The 19,255-nt window shown below is 60.2% G+C and carries 20 protein-coding genes; 11 read left to right on the top strand and 9 right to left on the bottom strand.

The genetic code is table 11. The annotated features are described in order from the left end of the window. Positions 1-159 precede the first annotated feature (159 nt). A complete protein-coding gene (locus IAE33_RS03395) occupies positions 160-390 on the top strand; it encodes a hypothetical protein (RefSeq protein ID WP_028635281.1) in 231 nt (76 codons plus the stop codon). Beyond that, a complete protein-coding gene (locus IAE33_RS03390) occupies positions 387-689 on the top strand; it encodes a cell division protein ZapA (protein ID WP_201162186.1) in 303 nt (100 codons plus the stop codon). The genes IAE33_RS03395 and IAE33_RS03390 overlap by 4 nt, the downstream gene beginning before the upstream one ends. Positions 690-757: 68 nt before the next feature. On the opposite strand, the gene IAE33_RS03385 is transcribed toward IAE33_RS03390, so the two are convergent. Further along, entirely contained in the window at positions 758-1,798 is a 1,041-nt protein-coding gene (locus tag IAE33_RS03385) for a threonine aldolase family protein (RefSeq protein ID WP_201162184.1), read from the bottom strand. A gap of 354 nt (positions 1,799-2,152) precedes the next feature. Here IAE33_RS03385 and IAE33_RS03380 point away from each other — a divergent pair, with 354 nt between their 5' ends. From IAE33_RS03380 to purU, 6 genes are all read left to right on the top strand, one after another. Further along, positions 2,153-3,406, top strand: a complete 1,254-nt coding sequence (locus tag IAE33_RS03380) for a serine hydroxymethyltransferase (protein ID WP_028635278.1) — start codon at positions 2,153-2,155, stop codon at positions 3,404-3,406. A gap of 15 nt (positions 3,407-3,421) precedes the next feature. Further along, entirely contained in the window at positions 3,422-4,672 is a 1,251-nt protein-coding gene (locus IAE33_RS03375; protein WP_028635277.1) for a sarcosine oxidase subunit beta family protein, read from the top strand. A 14-nt stretch (positions 4,673-4,686) separates the two neighbouring features. Then, the gene (locus IAE33_RS03370; RefSeq protein WP_028635276.1) at positions 4,687-5,022 is read left to right on the top strand and encodes a sarcosine oxidase subunit delta; all 336 of its coding nucleotides are present in this window, start codon (positions 4,687-4,689) and stop codon (positions 5,020-5,022) included. Further along, the gene (locus IAE33_RS03365; RefSeq protein WP_028635275.1) at positions 5,019-8,036 is read left to right on the top strand and encodes a sarcosine oxidase subunit alpha; all 3,018 of its coding nucleotides are present in this window, start codon (positions 5,019-5,021) and stop codon (positions 8,034-8,036) included. The genes IAE33_RS03370 and IAE33_RS03365 overlap by 4 nt, the downstream gene beginning before the upstream one ends. 128 nt (positions 8,037-8,164) lie before the next feature. Beyond that, positions 8,165-8,797, top strand: coding sequence for a sarcosine oxidase subunit gamma (locus IAE33_RS03360; RefSeq protein WP_028635274.1), 633 nt, complete (start codon positions 8,165-8,167; stop codon positions 8,795-8,797). A gap of 11 nt (positions 8,798-8,808) precedes the next feature. After that, on the top strand, positions 8,809-9,666 hold the full coding sequence (gene purU, locus IAE33_RS03355) for a formyltetrahydrofolate deformylase (protein ID WP_201162182.1): 858 nt from the start codon (positions 8,809-8,811) through the stop codon (positions 9,664-9,666). A 13-nt stretch (positions 9,667-9,679) separates the two neighbouring features. Here purU and IAE33_RS03350 read toward each other — a convergent pair whose 3' ends face one another. The 3 genes from IAE33_RS03350 to IAE33_RS03340 all read right to left on the bottom strand — a co-directional run bounded on the left by IAE33_RS03350 (position 9,680) and on the right by IAE33_RS03340 (position 11,659). Next, complete coding sequence (locus IAE33_RS03350) at positions 9,680-10,648, bottom strand: RHS repeat-associated core domain-containing protein (RefSeq protein ID WP_201162180.1); 969 nt, start codon at positions 10,646-10,648, stop codon at positions 9,680-9,682. A gap of 192 nt (positions 10,649-10,840) precedes the next feature. Further along, entirely contained in the window at positions 10,841-11,488 is a 648-nt protein-coding gene (locus IAE33_RS03345; RefSeq protein ID WP_201162178.1) for an RHS repeat-associated core domain-containing protein, read from the bottom strand. Between the two features lie 9 nt (positions 11,489-11,497). After that, complete coding sequence (locus IAE33_RS03340) at positions 11,498-11,659, bottom strand: hypothetical protein (protein ID WP_201162175.1); 162 nt, start codon at positions 11,657-11,659, stop codon at positions 11,498-11,500. 254 nt (positions 11,660-11,913) lie between these two features. On the opposite strand from IAE33_RS03340, the gene fdhA reads away from it, so the two are divergent. Further along, entirely contained in the window at positions 11,914-13,113 is a 1,200-nt protein-coding gene (gene fdhA / locus IAE33_RS03335; protein ID WP_201162173.1) for a formaldehyde dehydrogenase, glutathione-independent, read from the top strand. Positions 13,114-13,195: 82 nt separating this feature from the next. Here fdhA and IAE33_RS03330 read toward each other — a convergent pair whose 3' ends face one another. Further along, on the bottom strand, positions 13,196-14,107 hold the full coding sequence (locus IAE33_RS03330) for an RHS repeat-associated core domain-containing protein (RefSeq protein WP_201162171.1): 912 nt from the start codon (positions 14,105-14,107) through the stop codon (positions 13,196-13,198). Positions 14,108-14,568: 461 nt separating this feature from the next. After that, a complete protein-coding gene (locus IAE33_RS03325) occupies positions 14,569-15,465 on the bottom strand; it encodes an RHS repeat-associated core domain-containing protein (protein WP_201162169.1) in 897 nt (298 codons plus the stop codon). A 215-nt stretch (positions 15,466-15,680) separates the two neighbouring features. Here IAE33_RS03325 and IAE33_RS03320 point away from each other — a divergent pair, with 215 nt between their 5' ends. After that, the gene (locus IAE33_RS03320) at positions 15,681-16,247 is read left to right on the top strand and encodes a DUF2780 domain-containing protein (RefSeq protein WP_201162168.1); all 567 of its coding nucleotides are present in this window, start codon (positions 15,681-15,683) and stop codon (positions 16,245-16,247) included. 66 nt (positions 16,248-16,313) lie between these two features. On the opposite strand, the gene IAE33_RS03315 is transcribed toward IAE33_RS03320, so the two are convergent. Beyond that, a complete protein-coding gene (locus tag IAE33_RS03315) occupies positions 16,314-17,201 on the bottom strand; it encodes an acyltransferase (protein WP_201162166.1) in 888 nt (295 codons plus the stop codon). 182 nt (positions 17,202-17,383) lie between these two features. Between IAE33_RS03315 and rloA2 the strand changes: the two genes are divergently transcribed. After that, a complete protein-coding gene (gene rloA2 / locus IAE33_RS03310; RefSeq protein WP_201162164.1) occupies positions 17,384-17,884 on the top strand; it encodes a retropepsin-like aspartic peptidase RloA2 in 501 nt (166 codons plus the stop codon). Between the two features lie 66 nt (positions 17,885-17,950). Here the strand turns inward: rloA2 and IAE33_RS03305 are convergent, their stop codons facing one another. Beyond that, a complete protein-coding gene (locus tag IAE33_RS03305; RefSeq protein WP_201162162.1) occupies positions 17,951-18,574 on the bottom strand; it encodes a glutathione S-transferase in 624 nt (207 codons plus the stop codon). 3 nt (positions 18,575-18,577) lie between these two features. After that, the gene (gene msrA, locus IAE33_RS03300) at positions 18,578-19,246 is read right to left on the bottom strand and encodes a peptide-methionine (S)-S-oxide reductase MsrA (RefSeq protein WP_201162160.1); all 669 of its coding nucleotides are present in this window, start codon (positions 19,244-19,246) and stop codon (positions 18,578-18,580) included. Between the last annotated feature and the right edge of the window lie 9 nt (positions 19,247-19,255).

Genomic DNA, 19,255 nt, shown 5'->3' with positions numbered 1-19,255 from the left:
CGTGCAGCCTGACTGACCGGTGGTTGACTCAGGTCGGAACAAGCAGGTGGATACCCTGTCAATCTGCGGGGCGGAAACCTTGTGAATCCGATATTTAATGGCGATGGGCGGCACTTTTCTTTATCGTGTGCGCCCCTCGCAACAACCTGAGATAGACCCATGCTTGAAGCCTCCCTCAATCAAATCGAGCAGCTGGTCAGCGACCTGATGCAAAAGAACGCTCAACTCACCGAGCAGAACACCACCCTGGGCCAGGAACTGGCCAAGGCAAAGGAAGAGAACGAAACCCTGCAGCTGTCGCTGATGGAGCAGGAAGAACAGAACGGCAGCACTGCAGCCCGCCTGCAGGCCCTGCTGGAGCGTGCCAACGCGGGTGCAGTGGGCGCATGACGCTGCAAGCGCAACCGATCAATGTTGTGTCGATCCTGGGCAACGACTATTCGATCAAGGCGCCTGAAGGCCAGGAGGCGACCCTCGCCCAGGCGGTACAGATGCTCAACACCGCATTGGCCCAGACCAAGCGCCAGTACCCCACGCTGATCGGTGACAAATTGCTGGTGCTGGCGGCGCTCAACCTGTGTTCCAAACAGGTTGAACTGCAGAACGAACACCAGCAGACACTTGCCCGTACCCAGGCTCAGATCGACGCCACGGTAGACGCCATCGCCCGGACTATCGCCGAGCATTGAGGTGCTCATTGCTCGGCGCGGTTAGCCCGCGAATGCCACCACGTAATCACTGATGCGTTCGCGGGCTGTCAGTGGGTGAGTATCGCCCTGATATCCGCCGCCAGCTCCCGCACCCGTGCTTCTTCGGTATCCCACGAGCACATGAAGCGTGCGCCGCCGCTGCCGATGAAGGTGTAGAACCGCCAGCCCTTGTTGCGCAATGCTTCGAGGGCAGGTTCGGGCATTTGCAGGAACACGCCATTGGCCTCTACCGGGAACATCAGCTGCACACCTGGCAAATCGCTCACCAATGACGCCAGCAACTGCGCGCAGCGGTTGGCATGGGCGCTGTAGCGCAGCCAGGCGCCGCCTTCCAGCAGGCCGACCCAGGGCGCGGAGAGGAAGCGCATTTTCGACGCCAGTTGCCCGGCCTGCTTGCAGCGGTAGTCGAAGTCTTCGGCCAGTTGGCGATTGAAGAACAGGATGGCCTCGCCAACTGCCATGCCATTCTTGGTACCGCCAAAGCACAACACATCGACGCCGGCTTTCCAGGTGATTTCTGCCGGGCTGCACCCCAGAAACGCGCAGGCATTGCTGAAGCGCGCACCGTCCATGTGCAGGTTGAGGCCCAGCTCCTTGCAGGTGGTGCTGATGGCCTTCAGCTCGTCCGGCCGGTAGACGGTGCCCACTTCAGTGGCCTGGGTGAGCGTAACCACTCGCGGCTTGGGGTAGTGGATGTCCTGGCGCTTGAGGGCCACTTCGCGGATCGACTGTGGGGTCAGCTTGCCGTTCACACTGGGCGCGGTCAGCAGTTTTGAGCCGTTGGAGAAGAACTCGGGTGCACCGCACTCGTCGGTTTCGACGTGGGCAGTCTCGGAGCAGATCACGCTGTGGTAGCTCTGGCACAGCGAGGCCAGGGCCAGCGAGTTGGCGGCAGTGCCGTTGAAGGCGAAGAACACTTCGCAGTCGGTTTCGAACAGCTTGCGAAAGTGCTCGGCGGCACGTTCGGTCCACTGGTCGTCGCCGTAAGCGCGGTCGTGGCCATGGTTGGCCTGCTCCATGGCGGCCCAGGCTTCGGGGCAAATGCCGGAGTAGTTGTCGCTGGCAAATTGTTGGCTCTTGTCTGTCATGGCACTGTCCTTTGAACGACGCAGAGCAGCACTCTAAACCATCGTTTTGGCAGTTGCCTATACAAGCTGTGCATTGTCGAGTATCTGGTTGTCTGGGCTGGCCTCTTCGCGGGTAAACCCGCTCCCACAGGGCCAGTACAACCTTCCAGAGCTCTGCTGTACCAGTGGGAGCGGCGGTGCGGCGATCCGATTTACCCGCGAAGAGCCCGACAGCACCCGCAAAAAAACGAATGTCGTAAACGCGCCATTGCAAGGCGTGCGCAGGCATCTGACACGCCCCCGCCAGTCATACCATCGCCGCAAAGGGTCGTTGAACCCTCCGAACAAAAAATGATCGCTGCCGGGAGAGACAAGATGTTCAGCAAGCAAGACCAGATCCAGGGTTACGACGATGCACTGCTGGCGGCGATGAATGCCGAAGAACAGCGGCAGGAAGATCACATCGAGCTGATCGCCTCGGAGAACTACACCTCCAAGCGCGTGATGCAGGCCCAAGGCAGCGGCCTGACCAACAAATACGCCGAAGGCTACCCGGGCAAGCGCTACTACGGCGGCTGCGAGCACGTCGACAAAGTCGAGGCGCTGGCCATCGAGCGCGCCAAGCAGCTGTTCGGTGCCGATTACGCCAACGTCCAGCCGCACTCTGGCTCCTCCGCCAACAGCGCCGTGTACCTGGCACTGCTGCAGCCGGGCGACACCATCCTGGGCATGAGCCTGGCCCACGGTGGCCACCTGACCCACGGTGCCAAAGTGTCGTCGTCTGGCAAGCTGTACAACGCGGTGCAGTATGGCATCGACACCAACACCGGCCTGATCGACTACGACGAGGTCGAGCGCCTGGCGGTCGAGCACAAGCCGAAAATGATCGTTGCCGGCTTCTCGGCCTACTCCAAGACCCTTGACTTCCCACGCTTCCGCGCCATTGCCGACAAAGTCGGTGCGCTGCTGTTCGTGGACATGGCCCACGTTGCCGGCCTGGTAGCCGCTGGCCTGTACCCGAACCCGATCCCGTTCGCCGATGTGGTCACCACCACCACCCACAAGACCCTGCGCGGCCCACGTGGCGGCCTGATCCTGGCCAAGTCGAACGAAGAAATCGAGAAAAAGCTCAACGCCGCCGTATTCCCGGGCGCCCAGGGCGGCCCGCTGATGCACGTGATCGCCGGCAAGGCCGTGTGCTTCAAGGAAGCGCTGGAGCCTGAGTTCAAGAGCTACCAGAAGCAAGTCATCGAAAACGCCCAGGCCATGGCCCAGGTGTTCGTCGACCGTGGCTACGACGTGGTGTCTGGCGGTACCGACAACCACCTGTTCCTGGTCAGCCTGATTCGCCAGGGCCTCACCGGCAAAGACGCCGACGCTGCCCTGGGCCGCGCGCACATCACCGTCAACAAGAACGCCGTGCCGAACGACCCGCAGTCGCCGTTCGTGACCTCGGGCCTGCGTATCGGTACCCCGGCCGTGACTACCCGTGGCTTCAAGGTGGCCCAGTGCGTGGCCCTGGCCGGCTGGATCTGCGACATCCTCGATAACCTCGGTGACGCTGACGTGGAAGCCGATGTGGCGAAGAACGTCGCGGCCCTGTGCGCAGATTTCCCTGTTTACCGCTGAGTGGAGTCCCACACCATGCAACGTTACTCGGGCTTCGGCCTTCTCAAGCACTCCCTCAGCCACCACGAGAACTGGCAGCGCATGTGGCGCACGCCCACGCCGAAAAAGGTGTACGACGTGGTCATCGTTGGCGGTGGCGGCCATGGCCTGGCCACGGCCTACTACCTGGCCAAGGAGCACGGCATCACCAACGTGGCGGTGATCGAAAAAGGTTACCTGGGCGGCGGCAACACCGCCCGTAACACCACCATCGTGCGTTCCAACTACCTGTGGGACGAGTCGGCGCACCTGTACGAACACGCCATGAAGCTGTGGGAGGGCCTGTCCCAGGACCTCAACTACAACGTCATGTTCTCCCAGCGCGGCGTGTACAACCTGTGCCACACCCTGCAGGACATGCGTGACTCCGAGCGCCGCGTCAGTGCCAACCGCCTGAACGGCGTGGACGGCGAACTGCTGAACACCGCCCAGGTGGCGGCCGAGATCCCGTACCTGGACTGCTCCAAGAACACCCGCTACCCGATTTTGGGTGCCACCGTGCAGCGCCGTGGCGGCGTGGCCCGTCACGATGCCGTGGCCTGGGGCTTCGCCCGCGCAGCAGACGCCCTGGGCGTGGACCTGATCCAGCAGACCGAAGTGACAGGTTTCCGCAAGGAAAACGGCGCGGTCATTGGCGTTGAAACCAACAAAGGCTTCATCGGTGCCAAGCGCGTCGGTGTGGTCACCGCCGGTAACTCCGGGCACATGGCCAAGCTGGCCGGTTTCCGCCTGCCGCTGGAATCGCACCCGCTGCAAGCCCTGGTATCCGAGCCGATCAAGCCGATCATCGACAGCGTGATCATGTCCAACGCCGTACACGGCTACATCAGCCAGTCCGACAAGGGCGACCTGGTGATCGGTGCCGGTATCGACAGCTGGGTCGGCTACGGCCAGCGCGGTTCGTACCCGGTGATCGAGCACACCCTGCAGGCCATCGTCGAGATGTTCCCCAACCTGTCCCGCGTGCGCATGAACCGCCAGTGGGGCGGTATCGTCGACACCTCGCCGGACGCCTGCCCGATCATCACCAAAACCCCGGTCAAGAACATGTTCTTCAACTGCGGTTGGGGTACTGGCGGCTTCAAGGCGACCCCGGGTTCGGGCAACGTCTTCGCTGCGAGCCTGGCCAAGGGCGAAATGCACCCACTGGCAGCGCCGTTCTCCATGGACCGTTTCTACAACGGCGCACTGATCGACGAACACGGCGCCGCCGCCGTCGCCCACTAACCGGAGACACCGTCATGTTGCATATTTTCTGTCCCCACTGCGGCGAGCTGCGCTCCGAAGAAGAGTTCCACGCCTCTGGCCAGGCGCACATCGCCCGCCCGCTGGACCCCAGCGCCTGCTCCGACGAGGAGTGGGGCACGTACATGTTCTACCGTGACAACCCGCGCGGTATCCACCACGAGCTGTGGGACCACGTTGCCGGCTGCCGTCAGTACTTCAACGTCACCCGCAACACCGAGACCTACGAGATTCTGGAAACCTACAAGATTGGCGAGAAGCCGCAGGTCAGCGCCCGTGAACACACGCCTGAGCGCTCGGCTGCTGTAAACGAACGGGGAGTCAACGTATGAGCCAGACCTATCGCCTCGCCAGCGGCGGCCGCATCGACCGCAGCAAGGTGTTGAACTTCACCTTCAACGGCAAGACCTACCAGGGCTATGCCGGCGACAGCCTGGCGGCCGCACTGCTGGCCAACGGCGTTGACATCGTGGGCCGCAGCTTCAAGTACTCGCGCCCCCGCGGCATCATCGCGGCAGGTACCGAAGAGCCGAACGCCATCCTGCAGATCGGCTCCAGCGAAGCCACCCAGATCCCAAACGTGCGTGCTACCCAGCAGGCCCTGTATTCGGGCCTGGTTGCCACCAGCACCAACGGCTGGCCGAACGTCAACAACGACGTCATGGGCATCCTTGGCAAGGTAGGCGGCAGCATGATGCCGCCGGGGTTCTACTACAAAACCTTCATGTACCCCAAGTCGTTCTGGATGACCTACGAGAAGTACATCCGCAAGGCTGCCGGCCTGGGCCGTGCACCGCTGCAGAACGACCCGGACAGCTACGACTACATGAACCAGCACTGCGACGTGCTGATCGTGGGTGCCGGCCCTGCTGGCCTGGCCGCTGCCCTGGCCGCTGCGCGCAGCGGTGCCCGGGTGATCCTGGCTGACGAACAGGAAGAGTTCGGCGGCAGCCTGCTCGACACCCGTGAAACCCTCGACGGCAAACCGGCTGCCGAGTGGGTCAGTGCGGTGGTGAAAGAGCTCGAAGGCCTGCCGGAAGTGACCCTGCTGCCACGCGCCACGGTCAACGGCTACCACGACCATAACTTCCTGACCATTCACGAGCGCCTCACCGACCACCTGGGTGACCGTGCGCCGATCGGCCAGGTACGCCACCGTGTGCACCGCGTACGCGCCAAGCGTGTAGTACTGGCAACCGGTGCCCACGAGCGCCCGCTGGTCTACGGCAACAACGACGTGCCGGGCAACATGCTGGCCGGTGCCGTGTCTACCTACGTGCGTCGCTACGGCGTGGCACCGGGCCGCAAGCTGGTGCTGTCGACCAACAACGACCACGCTTACCGTACCGCGCTGGACTGGCACGACGCCGGCCTGCAGGTAGTGGCCATCGCCGATGCGCGCCACAACCCGCGTGGCTCGCTGGTGGAAGAAGCACGTGCCAAGGGTATCCGCATTCTCACCTCCAGCGCCGTGATCGAGGCCAAGGGCAGCAAGCATGTGACGGGTGCCCGCGTGGCAGCCATCGATGTGCAGGCACACAAGGTCACCAGCCCAGGCGAAACCCTCGAGTGCGACCTGATCGCCACATCCGGCGGCTACAGCCCGGTGGTTCACCTGGCTTCGCACCTGGGCGGTCGCCCTGTGTGGCGTGACGACATTCTGGGCTTCGTGCCGGGCAAGGCCCCGCAGAAACGTGAATGCGTGGGCGGCATCAACGGTGTGTACCCGCTGGGCGACGCCATTGCCGATGGCTTTGAGGGCGGCGTGCGCGCAGCCACCGAAGCCGGTTTCAAGGCCACCGTCGGCACCCTGCCAAAAACCGTGTCGCGCAAGGAAGACGCCACTGTGGCGCTGTTCCAGGTGCCGCACGACAAGGGCACTGCCCGTGCACCCAAGCAGTTCGTCGACCAGCAGAACGACGTCACTGCCGCGGCCATCGAGCTGGCCACCCGCGAGGGCTTCGAGTCGGTCGAGCACGTCAAGCGCTACACCGCACTGGGCTTCGGTACCGACCAGGGCAAACTGGGCAACATCAACGGCCTGGCCATCGCTGCCCGTTCGATGGGCATCACCATCCCGGAAATGGGCACCACCATGTTCCGCCCCAACTACACGCCGGTTACCTTCGGTGCGGTAGCGGGCCGGCACTGTGGCCACCTGTTCGAACCCGTACGCTTCACTGCCCTGCATGCCTGGCACGTGAAGAACGGTGCCGAGTTCGAGGACGTCGGCCAGTGGAAACGCCCGTGGTACTTCCCCAAGGCCGGCGAAGATATTCATGCCGCCGTTGCCCGTGAGTGCAAGGCCGTGCGTGACAGCGTCGGTTTGCTGGACGCCTCGACCCTGGGCAAGATCGACATCCAGGGGCCGGATGCCCGTGAGTTCCTCAACCGCATCTATACCAACGCCTGGACCAAGCTCGATGTGGGCAAGGCCCGCTACGGCCTGATGTGCAAGGAAGATGGCATGGTGTTCGACGACGGCGTAACCGCCTGCGTTGGCGACAACCATTTCATCATGACCACCACCACCGGCGGCGCTGCACGTGTGCTGCAGTGGATGGAGCTGTACCACCAGACCGAATGGCCTGAGCTGAAGGTGTACTTCACCTCGGTCACCGACCACTGGGCCACCATGACCTTGTCCGGCCCCAACAGCCGCAAGCTGTTGAGCGAACTCACCGACATCGACATGGACAAGGAAGCCTTCCCGTTCATGACCTGGAAGGAAGGCAACGTGGGTGGGGTACCGGCGCGGGTGTTCCGTATTTCGTTCACCGGAGAGCTTTCCTACGAGGTCAACGTACAGGCCAACTACGCCATGGGCGTACTCGAGCAGATCATCGAGGCTGGCAAGAAGTACAACCTGACCCCGTACGGCACCGAAACCATGCACGTGCTGCGCGCCGAGAAGGGCTTCATCATCGTGGGCCAGGATACCGATGGTTCGATGAACCCGGACGACCTGAACATGAGCTGGTGCGTGGGCCGCAACAAGCCGTTCTCGTGGATCGGCCTGCGTGGCATGAACCGTGAAGACTGCGTGCGCGAGAACCGCAAGCAACTGGTAGGCCTGAAGCCGATCGACCCCACCAAGTGGCTGCCTGAAGGCGCGCAACTGGTGTTCGACCCCAAGCAAGCCATTCCGATGGACATGGTCGGCCACGTGACCTCCAGCTACGCCGCCAACTCCCTGGGCTATTCGTTTGCCATGGGCGTGGTCAAGGGCGGCCTCAAGCGCATGGGCGAGCGCGTTTACTCGCCACAGGCTGACGGCAGCGTGATCGAGGCGGAAATCGTGTCTTCGGTGTTCTTCGATCCGAAGGGTGAGCGGCAGAACGTCTAAGTCCCCGGATGGCAAACGGTGCCGGGCGGGTAATGAGGTCCCTGTAGGAGCGGGTAAATCCACTCCTACAGGATGCACCACCCGCCATGGCACCGTACGCGACCTACAGAATTCAAGGCAGGTAAGAAATGAGCGCTATCAACGTCTTCCAGCAAAACCCCGGCGCCGAGGCCAAGGCCCAGTCGCCGCTGCACCATGCCGACCTGGCCAGCCTGGTGGGCAAGGGCCGCAACAATGCAGGCGTGATCCTGCGTGAACGCAAGTTCCTCGGCCACCTCACCCTGCGGGGTGACGGCCATAACCCGGAATTCGCCGCTGGTGTGCACAAGGCCCTGGGCCTCGAGCTGCCGGTCGCGCTGACCGTGGTCGCCAGCAACGACATGTCGCTGCAGTGGGTGGGGCCGGATGAGTGGCTGCTGATCGTACCCGGCGGCCAGGAACTGGCGGTGGAGCAAAAGCTGCGTGCTGCCCTTGAAGGCCAGCACATCCAGGTGGTCAACGTCAGCGGTGGGCAGAGCCTGCTGGAGCTGCGCGGCCCGAACGTGCGCGAAGTGCTGATGAAGTCCACCAGCTACGATGTACACCCGAACAACTTCCCGGTCGGCAAGGCTGTGGGCACCGTGTTCGCCAAGTCGCAACTGGTGATCCGCCGTACGGCCGAAGACACCTGGGAACTGGTAATCCGCCGCAGCTTCTCGGACTACTGGTGGTTGTGGCTGCAGGACGCATCGGCTGAGTACGGTCTGGCCATCGAGGCCTAAGGAGAAACACCATGAGTCGGGCACCGGATACCTGGATTCTTACCGCCGACTGCCCGAGCATGCTCGGTACCGTCGACGTGGTGACGCGTTATCTCTTCGAGCAACGCTGCTACGTCACGGAGCACCACTCCTTCGACGACCGGTTGTCAGGGCGGTTCTTCATCCGCGTGGAGTTTCGCGTACCTGACGGTTTTGACGAACACGGCCTGCGTGCAGGCCTGGCCGAACGCAGCCAGGCTTTTGGCATGGCCTTCGAGCTGACCGCGCCCAACCACCGCCCCAAGGTGGTGATCATGGTGTCCAAGGCCGACCACTGCCTGAATGACCTGCTGTATCGTCAGCGCATTGGCCAGCTGGCCATGGACGTGGTGGCGGTGGTGTCCAACCACCCCGACCTGGAGCCATTGGCCCACTGGCACAAGATCCCTTACTACCACTTTGCCCTCGACCCCAATGACAAGCCCGGGCAAGAACGCAAGGTGCTGCAGGTGATCGAGGACACGGGTGCCGAGCTGGTGATTCTTGCCCGTTACATGCAAGTGCTGTCGCCCGAGTTGTGCCGGCGCCTGGATGGCTGGGCAATCAACATCCACCACTCGCTGTTGCCTGGGTTCAAAGGCGCCAAGCCTTATCACCAGGCCTACAACAAGGGTGTGAAGATGGTCGGTGCCACCGCCCACTACATCAACAACGACCTGGATGAAGGGCCGATCATCGCCCAGGGCGTCGAAGTGGTGGACCACAGCCATTACCCCGAAGACCTGATCGCCAAGGGGCGTGACATCGAATGCCTGACGCTGGCGCGGGCGGTGGGGTATCACATTGAAAAGCGGGTGTTTTTGAATGCCAATCGGACAGTGGTGCTGTGACAAGGGCACAGTCTCAAGAGGCACTTCGAATGCTGGAGACTCCGTCGAAGATGGAGGCGTACACAGACTTTATTTGAAGTTGCTCAATCCTACTGTCTATTATGATGTCCATTGCCTCACGGTAAGTCATCAGGCCAGGGCGGGATGGGTCCTTTGCGGCAAGATCTATTTCACTTTTGGCAAAGGCTTTACGTTTCTCTAAGTATCTCATCTGGTCCGTCAGAACTCTTTTGGCCTGGAACCGTGCGTTCGCAAGATGCGGTCTCTCACCCATATCGATATCGACGTCACTCGAGACGCTCCGTCGCGGCCCTTCTAATTCGACCCATAGCTGTGCTCGTTCACCCTCGCGATCCATTCGAGCCGCTCGAGCCACACTAGCTGCTTCAGCCGCACGCCGTGAACGAGGGGAGAGGTTAGGTGGACCGTAGACGGGCATCGAAATCTCCTCATGACGGGCTCGCTGAGTGCCATTGAGTCTTTTTGATAACCAACGGTACCCCTTTACAAAAGGCCTGAGCATAAGCGGCGCCCGACCACTGGGGTCAATCTTGCCAATGGGGTCATCACCGCAATAGGCATAGGCATTGGGCCCACCGGCGTTGAAAGGACTGAGCGAATCTGCACTGTAAAAACGCATCATGCCGGGGCTATATACCCTGTGACCATTCCCCAACAAATAACCCTCCAGCACGGTATCGAGAAGCTCGCCGTTAAAGCCCGTGGCCGAAGTTCTGGCTTTTTCGCCTCGGTCGTGTCCATAGGCAGTGAAGGTCTGGTGAGTGGTCTGCCTTTCCCGATCTACTGTGAGAAGCGGTGAGCCAGCCGCGTCCCGTGCGCAGAATAAAAGTCTACCTTGGCTGTTTTGTTCTGCGAGAAGCTCAAACCCAGCGCAAAAAAGACGCGTGGTCGCAGCAGAACTTTTTATCATCGATAGCTGGGCACGGTTATAGAATAGCAAGCAGGGTTGCGCGATCATCATTAGGTACCGTCCAGTAGAGAGTTTTGATCAATCCTAGAATGAAACCTACAGGACGGTAACTGTCAGAAATGCCAGGGGGTTACTTTCAGCAGCACTGCGCTCATCCAGAGTCGGCTACTGCAGGCCCTTCGCTATCACCCATTCCGCAAGTCATGGACAGACTTATAATATAAGCCAGTGACCTTTCCATTTTTAAGAATGGTCGGCCAGACCTCGTATATGGAATGAAAGTTCAAGGTCTTGGGGGGCCAGGTTTGACTCGCTTCCAGTGGTGCTCGAATTCGAAGACGCGGTGCTTAGCGACAGCCTCGAAACGGTGTCGGGCTGTTGCTGTTCCGCAGCTTTTCCTACCAGGCTTTTGTGCGAAGTGCTTGCGGGTTGGGCCAGGTTGTCTGCAGACGCTGACACCCTTTCAGAGCTTGCACTTACTTGGCCGTGTAGTTTGCGTGAGGCTGTAGCACCGGGGAACGCATCATTTGGGAGCGACTGCGTTCTTGTGAGACCGGGACGATCGGTCCTGCGCAGGACTTTCTTGCCATTCGCCAGCATCCGGCGCGGCATTTTCCCGGTTGGATCCAGGTAATTGACCGGGTCCCCTTCGCAGTAGCAATAAGCATTCAGGCCACCCGCCCCGAAAGGGCTCAAGCTATCGGGCGCGTTGAAGCGCATTCTCGCCGGGCTGAACGAGCGATGGCCTTGGCCAAGTGCGTAGTCAGCGTGCAATGCAACCAATGCTTCGCCGTTGAATCCCCGCAACGTCATGGGGGAAGGCAGCCCCGGGTTGTGGCCGTAAGCTGAGTATGTGTACGGTTCGCTCAGGCCAGCACATACGGCCTGCATGACTGTACCTTAACCCTCTACCGCGAGCAGGCTCGTTTCCAGCGGGCCTGAGCGTTGCTCTGCTAAAGGCACGCCTGAGGAGCGAAAAACTGCGCGATGGTCGCTGCCTTGTTTCACCGCGATCAGGCTGTTGGCCTGATAGAAAAAAAGCGAATGGTTTGCTGTCGTCATGCTTCATGTCCCTATGCAATGGAAGAATGGGTTGCCACAGGTCCATTCTGAATACCCACCCCGATTTTCCTACTGGCAATGCTAGGAGGTCGCAAACCCGGCCTGCCGTTAAAAGGCATCTCCCTGTCGTTTCCAGTCACCGCACAGCCTCCCATCAAGCCCACAATTCCCTTCATTCCAGTAACACATGCCGCCCATGGATGGCGGCGCGTTCAACCACCGCTGCATAAGTACAAATCAAGCGAGGTAAGAGCATGTCTGGTAACCGTGGAGTGGTGTATCTCGGCGCTGGCAAGGTCGAAGTACAAAAGATCGACTACCCCAAGATGCAAGATCCGCGCGGCAAGAAAATCGAGCACGGCGTGATCCTCAAGGTGGTTTCCACCAACATCTGCGGCTCTGACCAGCACATGGTCCGCGGCCGCACCACTGCCCAGGTCGGCCTGGTGCTGGGGCACGAAATCACCGGTGAAATCGTCGAGAAGGGCAGCGACGTCGAGCGCATGCAGATCGGTGACCTGGTATCGGTACCGTTCAACGTGGCCTGCGGCCGTTGCCGCTCCTGCAAAGAAATGCACACGGGTGTCTGCCTCACTGTCAACCCGGCCCGTGCCGGTGGTGCCTATGGCTATGTAGACATGGGCGACTGGACCGGCGGCCAGGCCGAGTACGTGCTGGTGCCATACGCCGACTTCAACCTGCTGAAACTGCCTGAGCGCGACAAGGCCATGGAGAAAATCCGTGACCTGACCTGCCTGTCCGACATCCTGCCAACCGGCTACCACGGTGCCGTGACTGCGGGCGTTGGCCCTGGCAGCACCGTTTACGTCGCGGGCGCTGGCCCGGTCGGCCTGGCTGCCGCTGCTTCGGCCCGCCTGCTGGGCGCTGCCTGCGTCATCGTCGGCGACCTTAACCCGGCTCGCCTGGCCCACGCCAAGTCCCAGGGCTTCGAAGTGGTCGACCTGTCCAAGGACACCCCGCTGCACGAACAGATCGTCGACATCCTCGGCGAGCCAGAAGTGGATTGCGCTGTCGATGCCGTTGGCTTCGAAGCCCGCGGCCATGGCCATGAAGGCGCCAAGCATGAGGCCCCGGCCACGGTGCTCAACTCGCTGATGCAGGTCACCCGTGTTGCCGGCCAAATCGGTATCCCCGGCCTGTACGTGACTGAAGACCCGGGTGCGGTGGATGCCGCCGCCAAGATCGGCGCACTGAGCATCCGCTTCGGCTTGGGCTGGGCCAAGTCGCACAGCTTCCATACCGGTCAGACCCCAACCATGAAGTACAACCGCCAGCTGATGCAGGCGATCATGTGGGACCGCATCAATATCGCTGAGATCGTTGGGGTGCAGGTGATCAGCTTGGATCAGGCGCCGGAAGGGTATGGCGAATTCGACGCGGGCGTGCCGAAGAAGTTTGTGATTGACCCGCACAGGACGTTTAGTGCTGCGTGAGGCGTTGAATAAGGACCCCTTGGCTGGTTGAGGGGTCCTTATACTGCAGTCTGTTCATACATCGCTGCAGGGTGAGCGCTATCTAACGGGCGGTGCGAATCTTTTCCACCCAAAACACGATGTGATCTCTATCTATTGTAAATTTCGTTATTTTATTGTTGTAATAATTGATATCGTATTCGGCTCTTCGCTCCAGATAGCTGAGGGTTTGTTGGATCCTGTCGTTCGCTGGGTAACGTCCTTGTCTCTGTAAAATATTGAAGTGGTATTTTTCAGCTTTTTCGAGTTTTATTTCTTGTCGTTCAAGGTATTGGTCGAAGTGACCGATCCGTTTTGAAAATTTTCCCAGCTGTTTTTTCGGCTCTGGTAGGACAGTCGCTAGTTCACTCTGGGAGCTTGTAATCGTGCTAATGTAAGAAGGAGGGGGCAATTCATCGTCTATCGAATTGTAAAGTGGAGGGTTTGGAGATGATGGCTCGTGCTCTGGAGGCGGGAGTTTTTTAAGTGCCTTGGGAACTCGCGGGCGGCCTCGGGTTTTGAAAAATATGCGAAAAGCGCCTGATGGATCCGTATAGTTGATTGGGTCACCCCCACAATAATTGAAGGGATTGATGCCGCCCTCACGGAAGGGGCTGAGAATGTCTGGCGACAGAAAACGCATGATCGCGGGGCTGTAAAGTCTGTATCCGTCCCCGAGGAGGTATTTTGCTGAAGGCTGCTGCCACATTTCCCCATTAAATGCAAACATGGAGCTGTTCAGCATTGCGCCATGGCCATAGGCGGAATAGTTATGTGCTGCTGAGTCGGAAAGCGAAGATCTCAGTACCGATCCCGACTCGCTAGTTGCATAAAGACGGGTGGCATTCGGCGTTTGCATGGGGCGTTCAGCTAAAATTGCTTCATTGCTTCGAAGGACGGAGCTAGCGTGATTATCTGATTTGATGGTGGTTATTTTTTTATTCTGGTAAAAATACATCGTTGGCTTGTTATTCATCTTTAGTGCCTCGTGAAATTCGCTCTATTACGCTTCGCTTTCGAACTGGCTGCTGGCTCGAGTTCGCGGCATTGATCGCAAGCGGTGTGTTATAGAAAGACGCGTTTTATCGGAACTCTGCAAGCGGCGTGTTTTCGTTATGGAAAACGGAGTTCGCTGACTTGCCGTGTTCAACGCTAACTGACGGCCCGCCTTGAAAATAATACAGCGCTGTAGGTGTATGCGTGTTCATCGGCAGCTCCCGTTGTCTCGGTAGGTCACAGGAAAAGTGTCCATGGCTTGCTTAGAGGACGCAACTGACAGAATTATCAGGTCTGTCATCGGGTAGCTCCCTACCTGCCCCGTTGGTCACTTGGAGGCTAGCGCCCCGCGTACAGCGCCACCCTTGCGTGCCCTCAGCAAAACTGCAATTGGCTTCGGCTGCCATGCTGGCCGTATCTCTGCCGCGTAGCACGCTGGGCTCACTGCGAGCATCTCACTCTGTCTCTTGCCGAACTGGGGTTTGAAACCACCCTGCTTCTGTTATAGGGAATTGTGAACCCGTCAGGTAGCGTGTACCCGTCCGGTTGGACGGTGATTTCATGTGTTGGGTCGTGTGCTCGCACAAGAATCCCTCCACCCGTTCGATAGACAACATAGGTTCCCTCACGGGAAGTTTCATACCGTAAAAATTTGCGCGAACCGGCGTCAGGTGCACTGATCAATGTTGTAGTCGTTGTACCTGCGGTCCTCGAATCATTCGGCATCTGAGTCATCACGGGTTGTGAAGCCAGCCGCGACGGACCAGGTTGTGGCGAACGCTGCTGGTCGTTCACAATGACCAGCTCGAAATTTTCGTGTTGAGGTGGTGAGTTTTTACCCTTGCCGAAAAACTTTTGAACCCTTCGAAAAGCCTTGATCAGCCACGAGAACTGCCCGGACGGATCGATGCGGTTGACCGGGTCACCCGATACGTACCCATAGGTATTCACCCCTCCCTTGCCGAAGGGCGACAGCTCATCCGGCTGGAGAAACCGACTCATCCTTGGATCACGACAGCGTTTACCGTTGCCCATGCACATCAAGTGGGTGATGGCATCCTGAAATTCGCCATCGAACCTCAGTAACGACTCGCTGTGCGACAAGGCATAGCCATACACATCATAAGTGATGGGCTGCCCATGGCGGTTTTGCAGGACCTTGAGCACCGACGCTTTCTCATCCGAAGCCAGTAGCAACGAGGCGTGCGGCTGCTCTGTGCTCAATTGGGCGAGCGGTAGTCGTCCAGCGCGTAGCAAGGATGTACCGCCGTGTGCATGGACCACTGTGACAAGATGCTCGCCAGCATGGAACATACGGTAATTGGCATCTTTCAACATGACACAGGTCCCCATTATGAACAGGCTGATCGTTACAGCGGCTGCGTCGAGTGTTTGACGATTATCGGTGAGCCTCAACTAGCAAAAGTATCAGTGAGCCTCCATAAGCGGAGGTTCGTTATGCCGTTTCAGCCGACGCGCGGCCTGAAACATTCCCCTGGGCTTCCAGTCCAACACGTCGTTTCCGACCATTGTGGTCAACGAGGCCCGTTACGATGAAAGCAGTCACCCTGGCAACCCTGATGACCCTGGCCGCTAGCCCGGTGTTCGCCTTCAACCTCAACGACGCCGCCAACGTCGTTTCGGCCATGCAAGGCGAGCAAGGCAACGTACAGGCCCCGCAAGCGCAGGCCGACCTGCTCAACACCCTCGGCAGCGAACTCAAGATCAGCCCGGAACAAGCGCTAGGCGGCGCTGGCGCCATGCTGGGCCTGGCGCGCAACAACCTCAGTGGTGATGAATACGGCCAGCTGACCAAGGCGGTGCCCGGTCTGGACCTGCTGGCGGGCGCACATGCACTGGGTAGCCTTAATGGTCTCGGTGAACTGCTCGGTAAGCATACTGGGCAGCGCTCGGCGCTGAGCAATGCGCTGGGCAATGTCGAAAACCGCAATGACCTGGACAGCGCGTTCAAGGCGTTGGGCATGGATACCGGCATGATCGGGCAGTTCGCGCCGTTGATTCTGCAGTACCTGGGGCAGCAAGGGATTGCCGGGTCGTTGTTGCAGAACCTGGGTAGCTTGTGGACGGCGCCGGCGCCGTTAGTCCAGCCTTCGGTCTGACGGTCGGCGCGGGCACTGTGGGAGCGGGTTTACCCGCGAAGTGGCCCAAGCCAGGCGGCGAATAGTTCAGCCCATTTCGCCCCGCAATTGCTCAATCCGCAGGTCCTTCTCCACCCACAACCGGTTCACCCAGGCCTGTATCGTCTGGCGAAACTCCGGATCGTTCTCGTAATCTCCCGCCCACAGCGCGGGGGCCAGTTCGCGTACCTGAATATCAATGATCACCCGGCTGACACTGCCATTGAGCAGGTCCCAGAACCCCGGCGCCTTGTTGCCGGGATATACGATTGTCACGTCCAGCAGGGCATCCAGCTGCTCGCCCAATGCCGCCAGCACAAACGCCACGCCACCCGCCTTGGGTTTGAGCAGGTGGCCATAGGGGGACTGCTGCTCCAACCGCTTGGCTTCGGTGAAGCGGGTGCCTTCCAGGTAATTGACCACGGTCACCGGTTGGCGCCGGAACAGCTCACAGGCGGCCTTGGTGATTTCCAGGTCCTTGCCCTTGAGCTCGGGGTGCTTCTCCAGAAACGCCTTGCTGTAACGCTTCATGAAGGGGTAGTCCAGGCCCCACCAGGCCAGGCCCAGCAGCGGCACCCAGATCAGCTCTTTTTTCAGGAAGAATTTGAAGAACGGCGTGCGGCGGTTGAGGCTTTCGATCAATGCGGGGATATCGACCCAGCTTTGGTGGTTGCTCACCGCCAGGTACGAGGTGTCTTTGCGCAGGCTTTCGACACCGCGAATGTCCCACCGGGTAGGGATGCACAGGGCGAAGATGGCTTTGTCGATTTCCGACCAGGTTTCGGCCACCCACATCACTGCCCACGAGGCGTAGTCGCGGCCACGCCCCGGCAGCACCAGTTTGATCAGGGCGAATACCAGCAGCGGGCCGATCAACACCAGGGTGTTGAGCAGCAGCAGGGTGGTGGTGAGAATGCCGGTCAGCAGGCGACGCATAAGGAAACTCTTGTTGTGGGATGAAAACTGTTGGCAATGATAAGCAGGGCGTTGGCCTACGCCAAATGTCCAATGCGCTGCGATGAAGACAAATGTTTCACATTATGTTGGTTAGGCTTGTGACAGCGAACCTCTTCTGCCGGTGCAGTCTAAGCACCGACCCCTTTCAAGGAAGCTTGCCTGTGAAACCTCTGTTTGCCCTGCTGTCACTGTTGGCGCTACCGGTGATGGCCGCCGAGCCTACCGTGTATGGACGTTACGAAAACATCGCACTGCCGGAGATCGGTGAAACGCTGAAAGCCAAGATGGACACCGGCGCCTACACGGCGTCGTTGTCGGCCAAGGATATCGAACGCTTCACCCGTGACGGGGAGGAGTGGGTGCGCTTCCGCCTCGCCACCCAGGATGCGGACGGCAAGGTGTATGAGCACAAGGTATCGCGCATCAGCAAGATCAAGGCGCGCGCCGAAGAGGACGATGAAGGGGATGCGCCCGAGGCAACCAAACGGCCGGTGGTAGACCTTGAGCTTTGCCTGGGCGATGTGAAGCGTACGGTCGAGGTCAACCTCGTGGACCGCAGCCACTTCAACTACCCGCTGCTGGTGGGCGCCAAGGCTCTGCGCGAGTTCAAGGCTGCAGTCAACCCGGCCAAGAAGTATACGGCGGGCAAGCCGGGTTGCTGAATGGGTTGAGGTTTGCATCTTAAAAATGGGCAGGGACAATCGCGAGTAAACCCGCGATGAGGCCGCTCAGGCCGCTGGAGCGGTCGCTACCATGGACGGCCGCAAGCTCACCTCGGCATACCACGCTGCCAACCCTGGCTGGCGCTCCCGCCAGCCAAACTCGGGCTGGCGCAGGTCCAGATACCCCAGTGCACACGCCAGGCCGATGGCTGCCAGGTCGAACCCGGATGCCAGCTCAGCCAGATGCTCCTGCTCCAGGTTGGCGAGGCTGCGGCGGATTTTTTCGGCCTGAGCCTCCAGCCACCCGCCCCAACGCTTGTCCTCAGGCCGCAAGAAGCTTTCGTAGCGGCTGGAAACCGCCGCATCCATGATTGCATCGGCCTGGGACGCCAGCGTCATGCGCCGCCAGCGGGCAGAGCCCTCACGGGGCAGCAGTGGCTGGCCCACGTGCTGCTGGTCAAGGTATTCGCAGATGACCCGGCTGTCATGCAGCACGGTGCCGTCATCCAGGCGCAGGGCCGGGATCTTGCCGATCGGGTTGCCCTGGTTAAGCTGCGCATCGCCGCTCACCGGGCTGATATTCACCGTGTGCAGTTGCACACGCTGCAGCTGGCCGGTTTCGTGCAACACCACCATGACCTTGCGCACGAATGGCGACAAGGGGGCGTGAAACAGGGTCATCGTGCTCATGCTTCAGTTACCCTGCAGGCTAGGCGGCAGGCACACGCCGGTACCGCCGATACCGCAGTAGCCCTGGGGGTTCTTGGCCAGGTACTGCTGGTGGTAGGCCTCGGCGAAGTACACCGTCGGTGCCTGGTCGATTTCAGTGGTGATTTCGCCGAAGCCAGCCTTGCTCAGTTCAGCCTGGAAGGCGTCGCGGCTGGCCTTGGCCTGCTCCAGCTGTTGCGGGCTGGTGCAGTAGATGGCCGAGCGGTACTGGGTACCGACATCGTTGCCCTGGCGCATGCCTTGGGTCGGGTTGTGCAGTTCCCAGAACATGGCCAGCAGCTCGCGGTAGCTGACCTTGTCCTTGTCGAACACCACCAGTACCACTTCGGTGTGGCCGGTCAGGCCCGAGCAGACTTCTTCGTAGGTAGGGTTTGGGGTGAAGCCGCCAGCGTAGCCAACCACCGTGCTGACCACACCTTCACGCTGCCAGAAGCGGCGCTCGGCGCCCCAGAAGCAACCCAGGCCGAAAATGGCGAAGTCGATAGCGCCTTCGAAGAAGGGGCCGAGTAGCGGGGTGCCTTCGAACACGTAGTGGAATTCGGGCAGGCTCATTGGCGTTTCGCGGCCAGGCAGGGCCTGTTCCGCAGTAGGCATGACGTTTTTGTTCACCAGGATTTCCGAACGCAGGACCATGGCCGTTCC

Source organism: Pseudomonas sp. S60 (assembly GCF_016647865.1).
Classification (GTDB): Bacteria; Pseudomonadota; Gammaproteobacteria; order Pseudomonadales; family Pseudomonadaceae; genus Aquipseudomonas; species Aquipseudomonas parafulva.
This window is presented reverse-complemented; position numbering and strand designations above follow the sequence as displayed.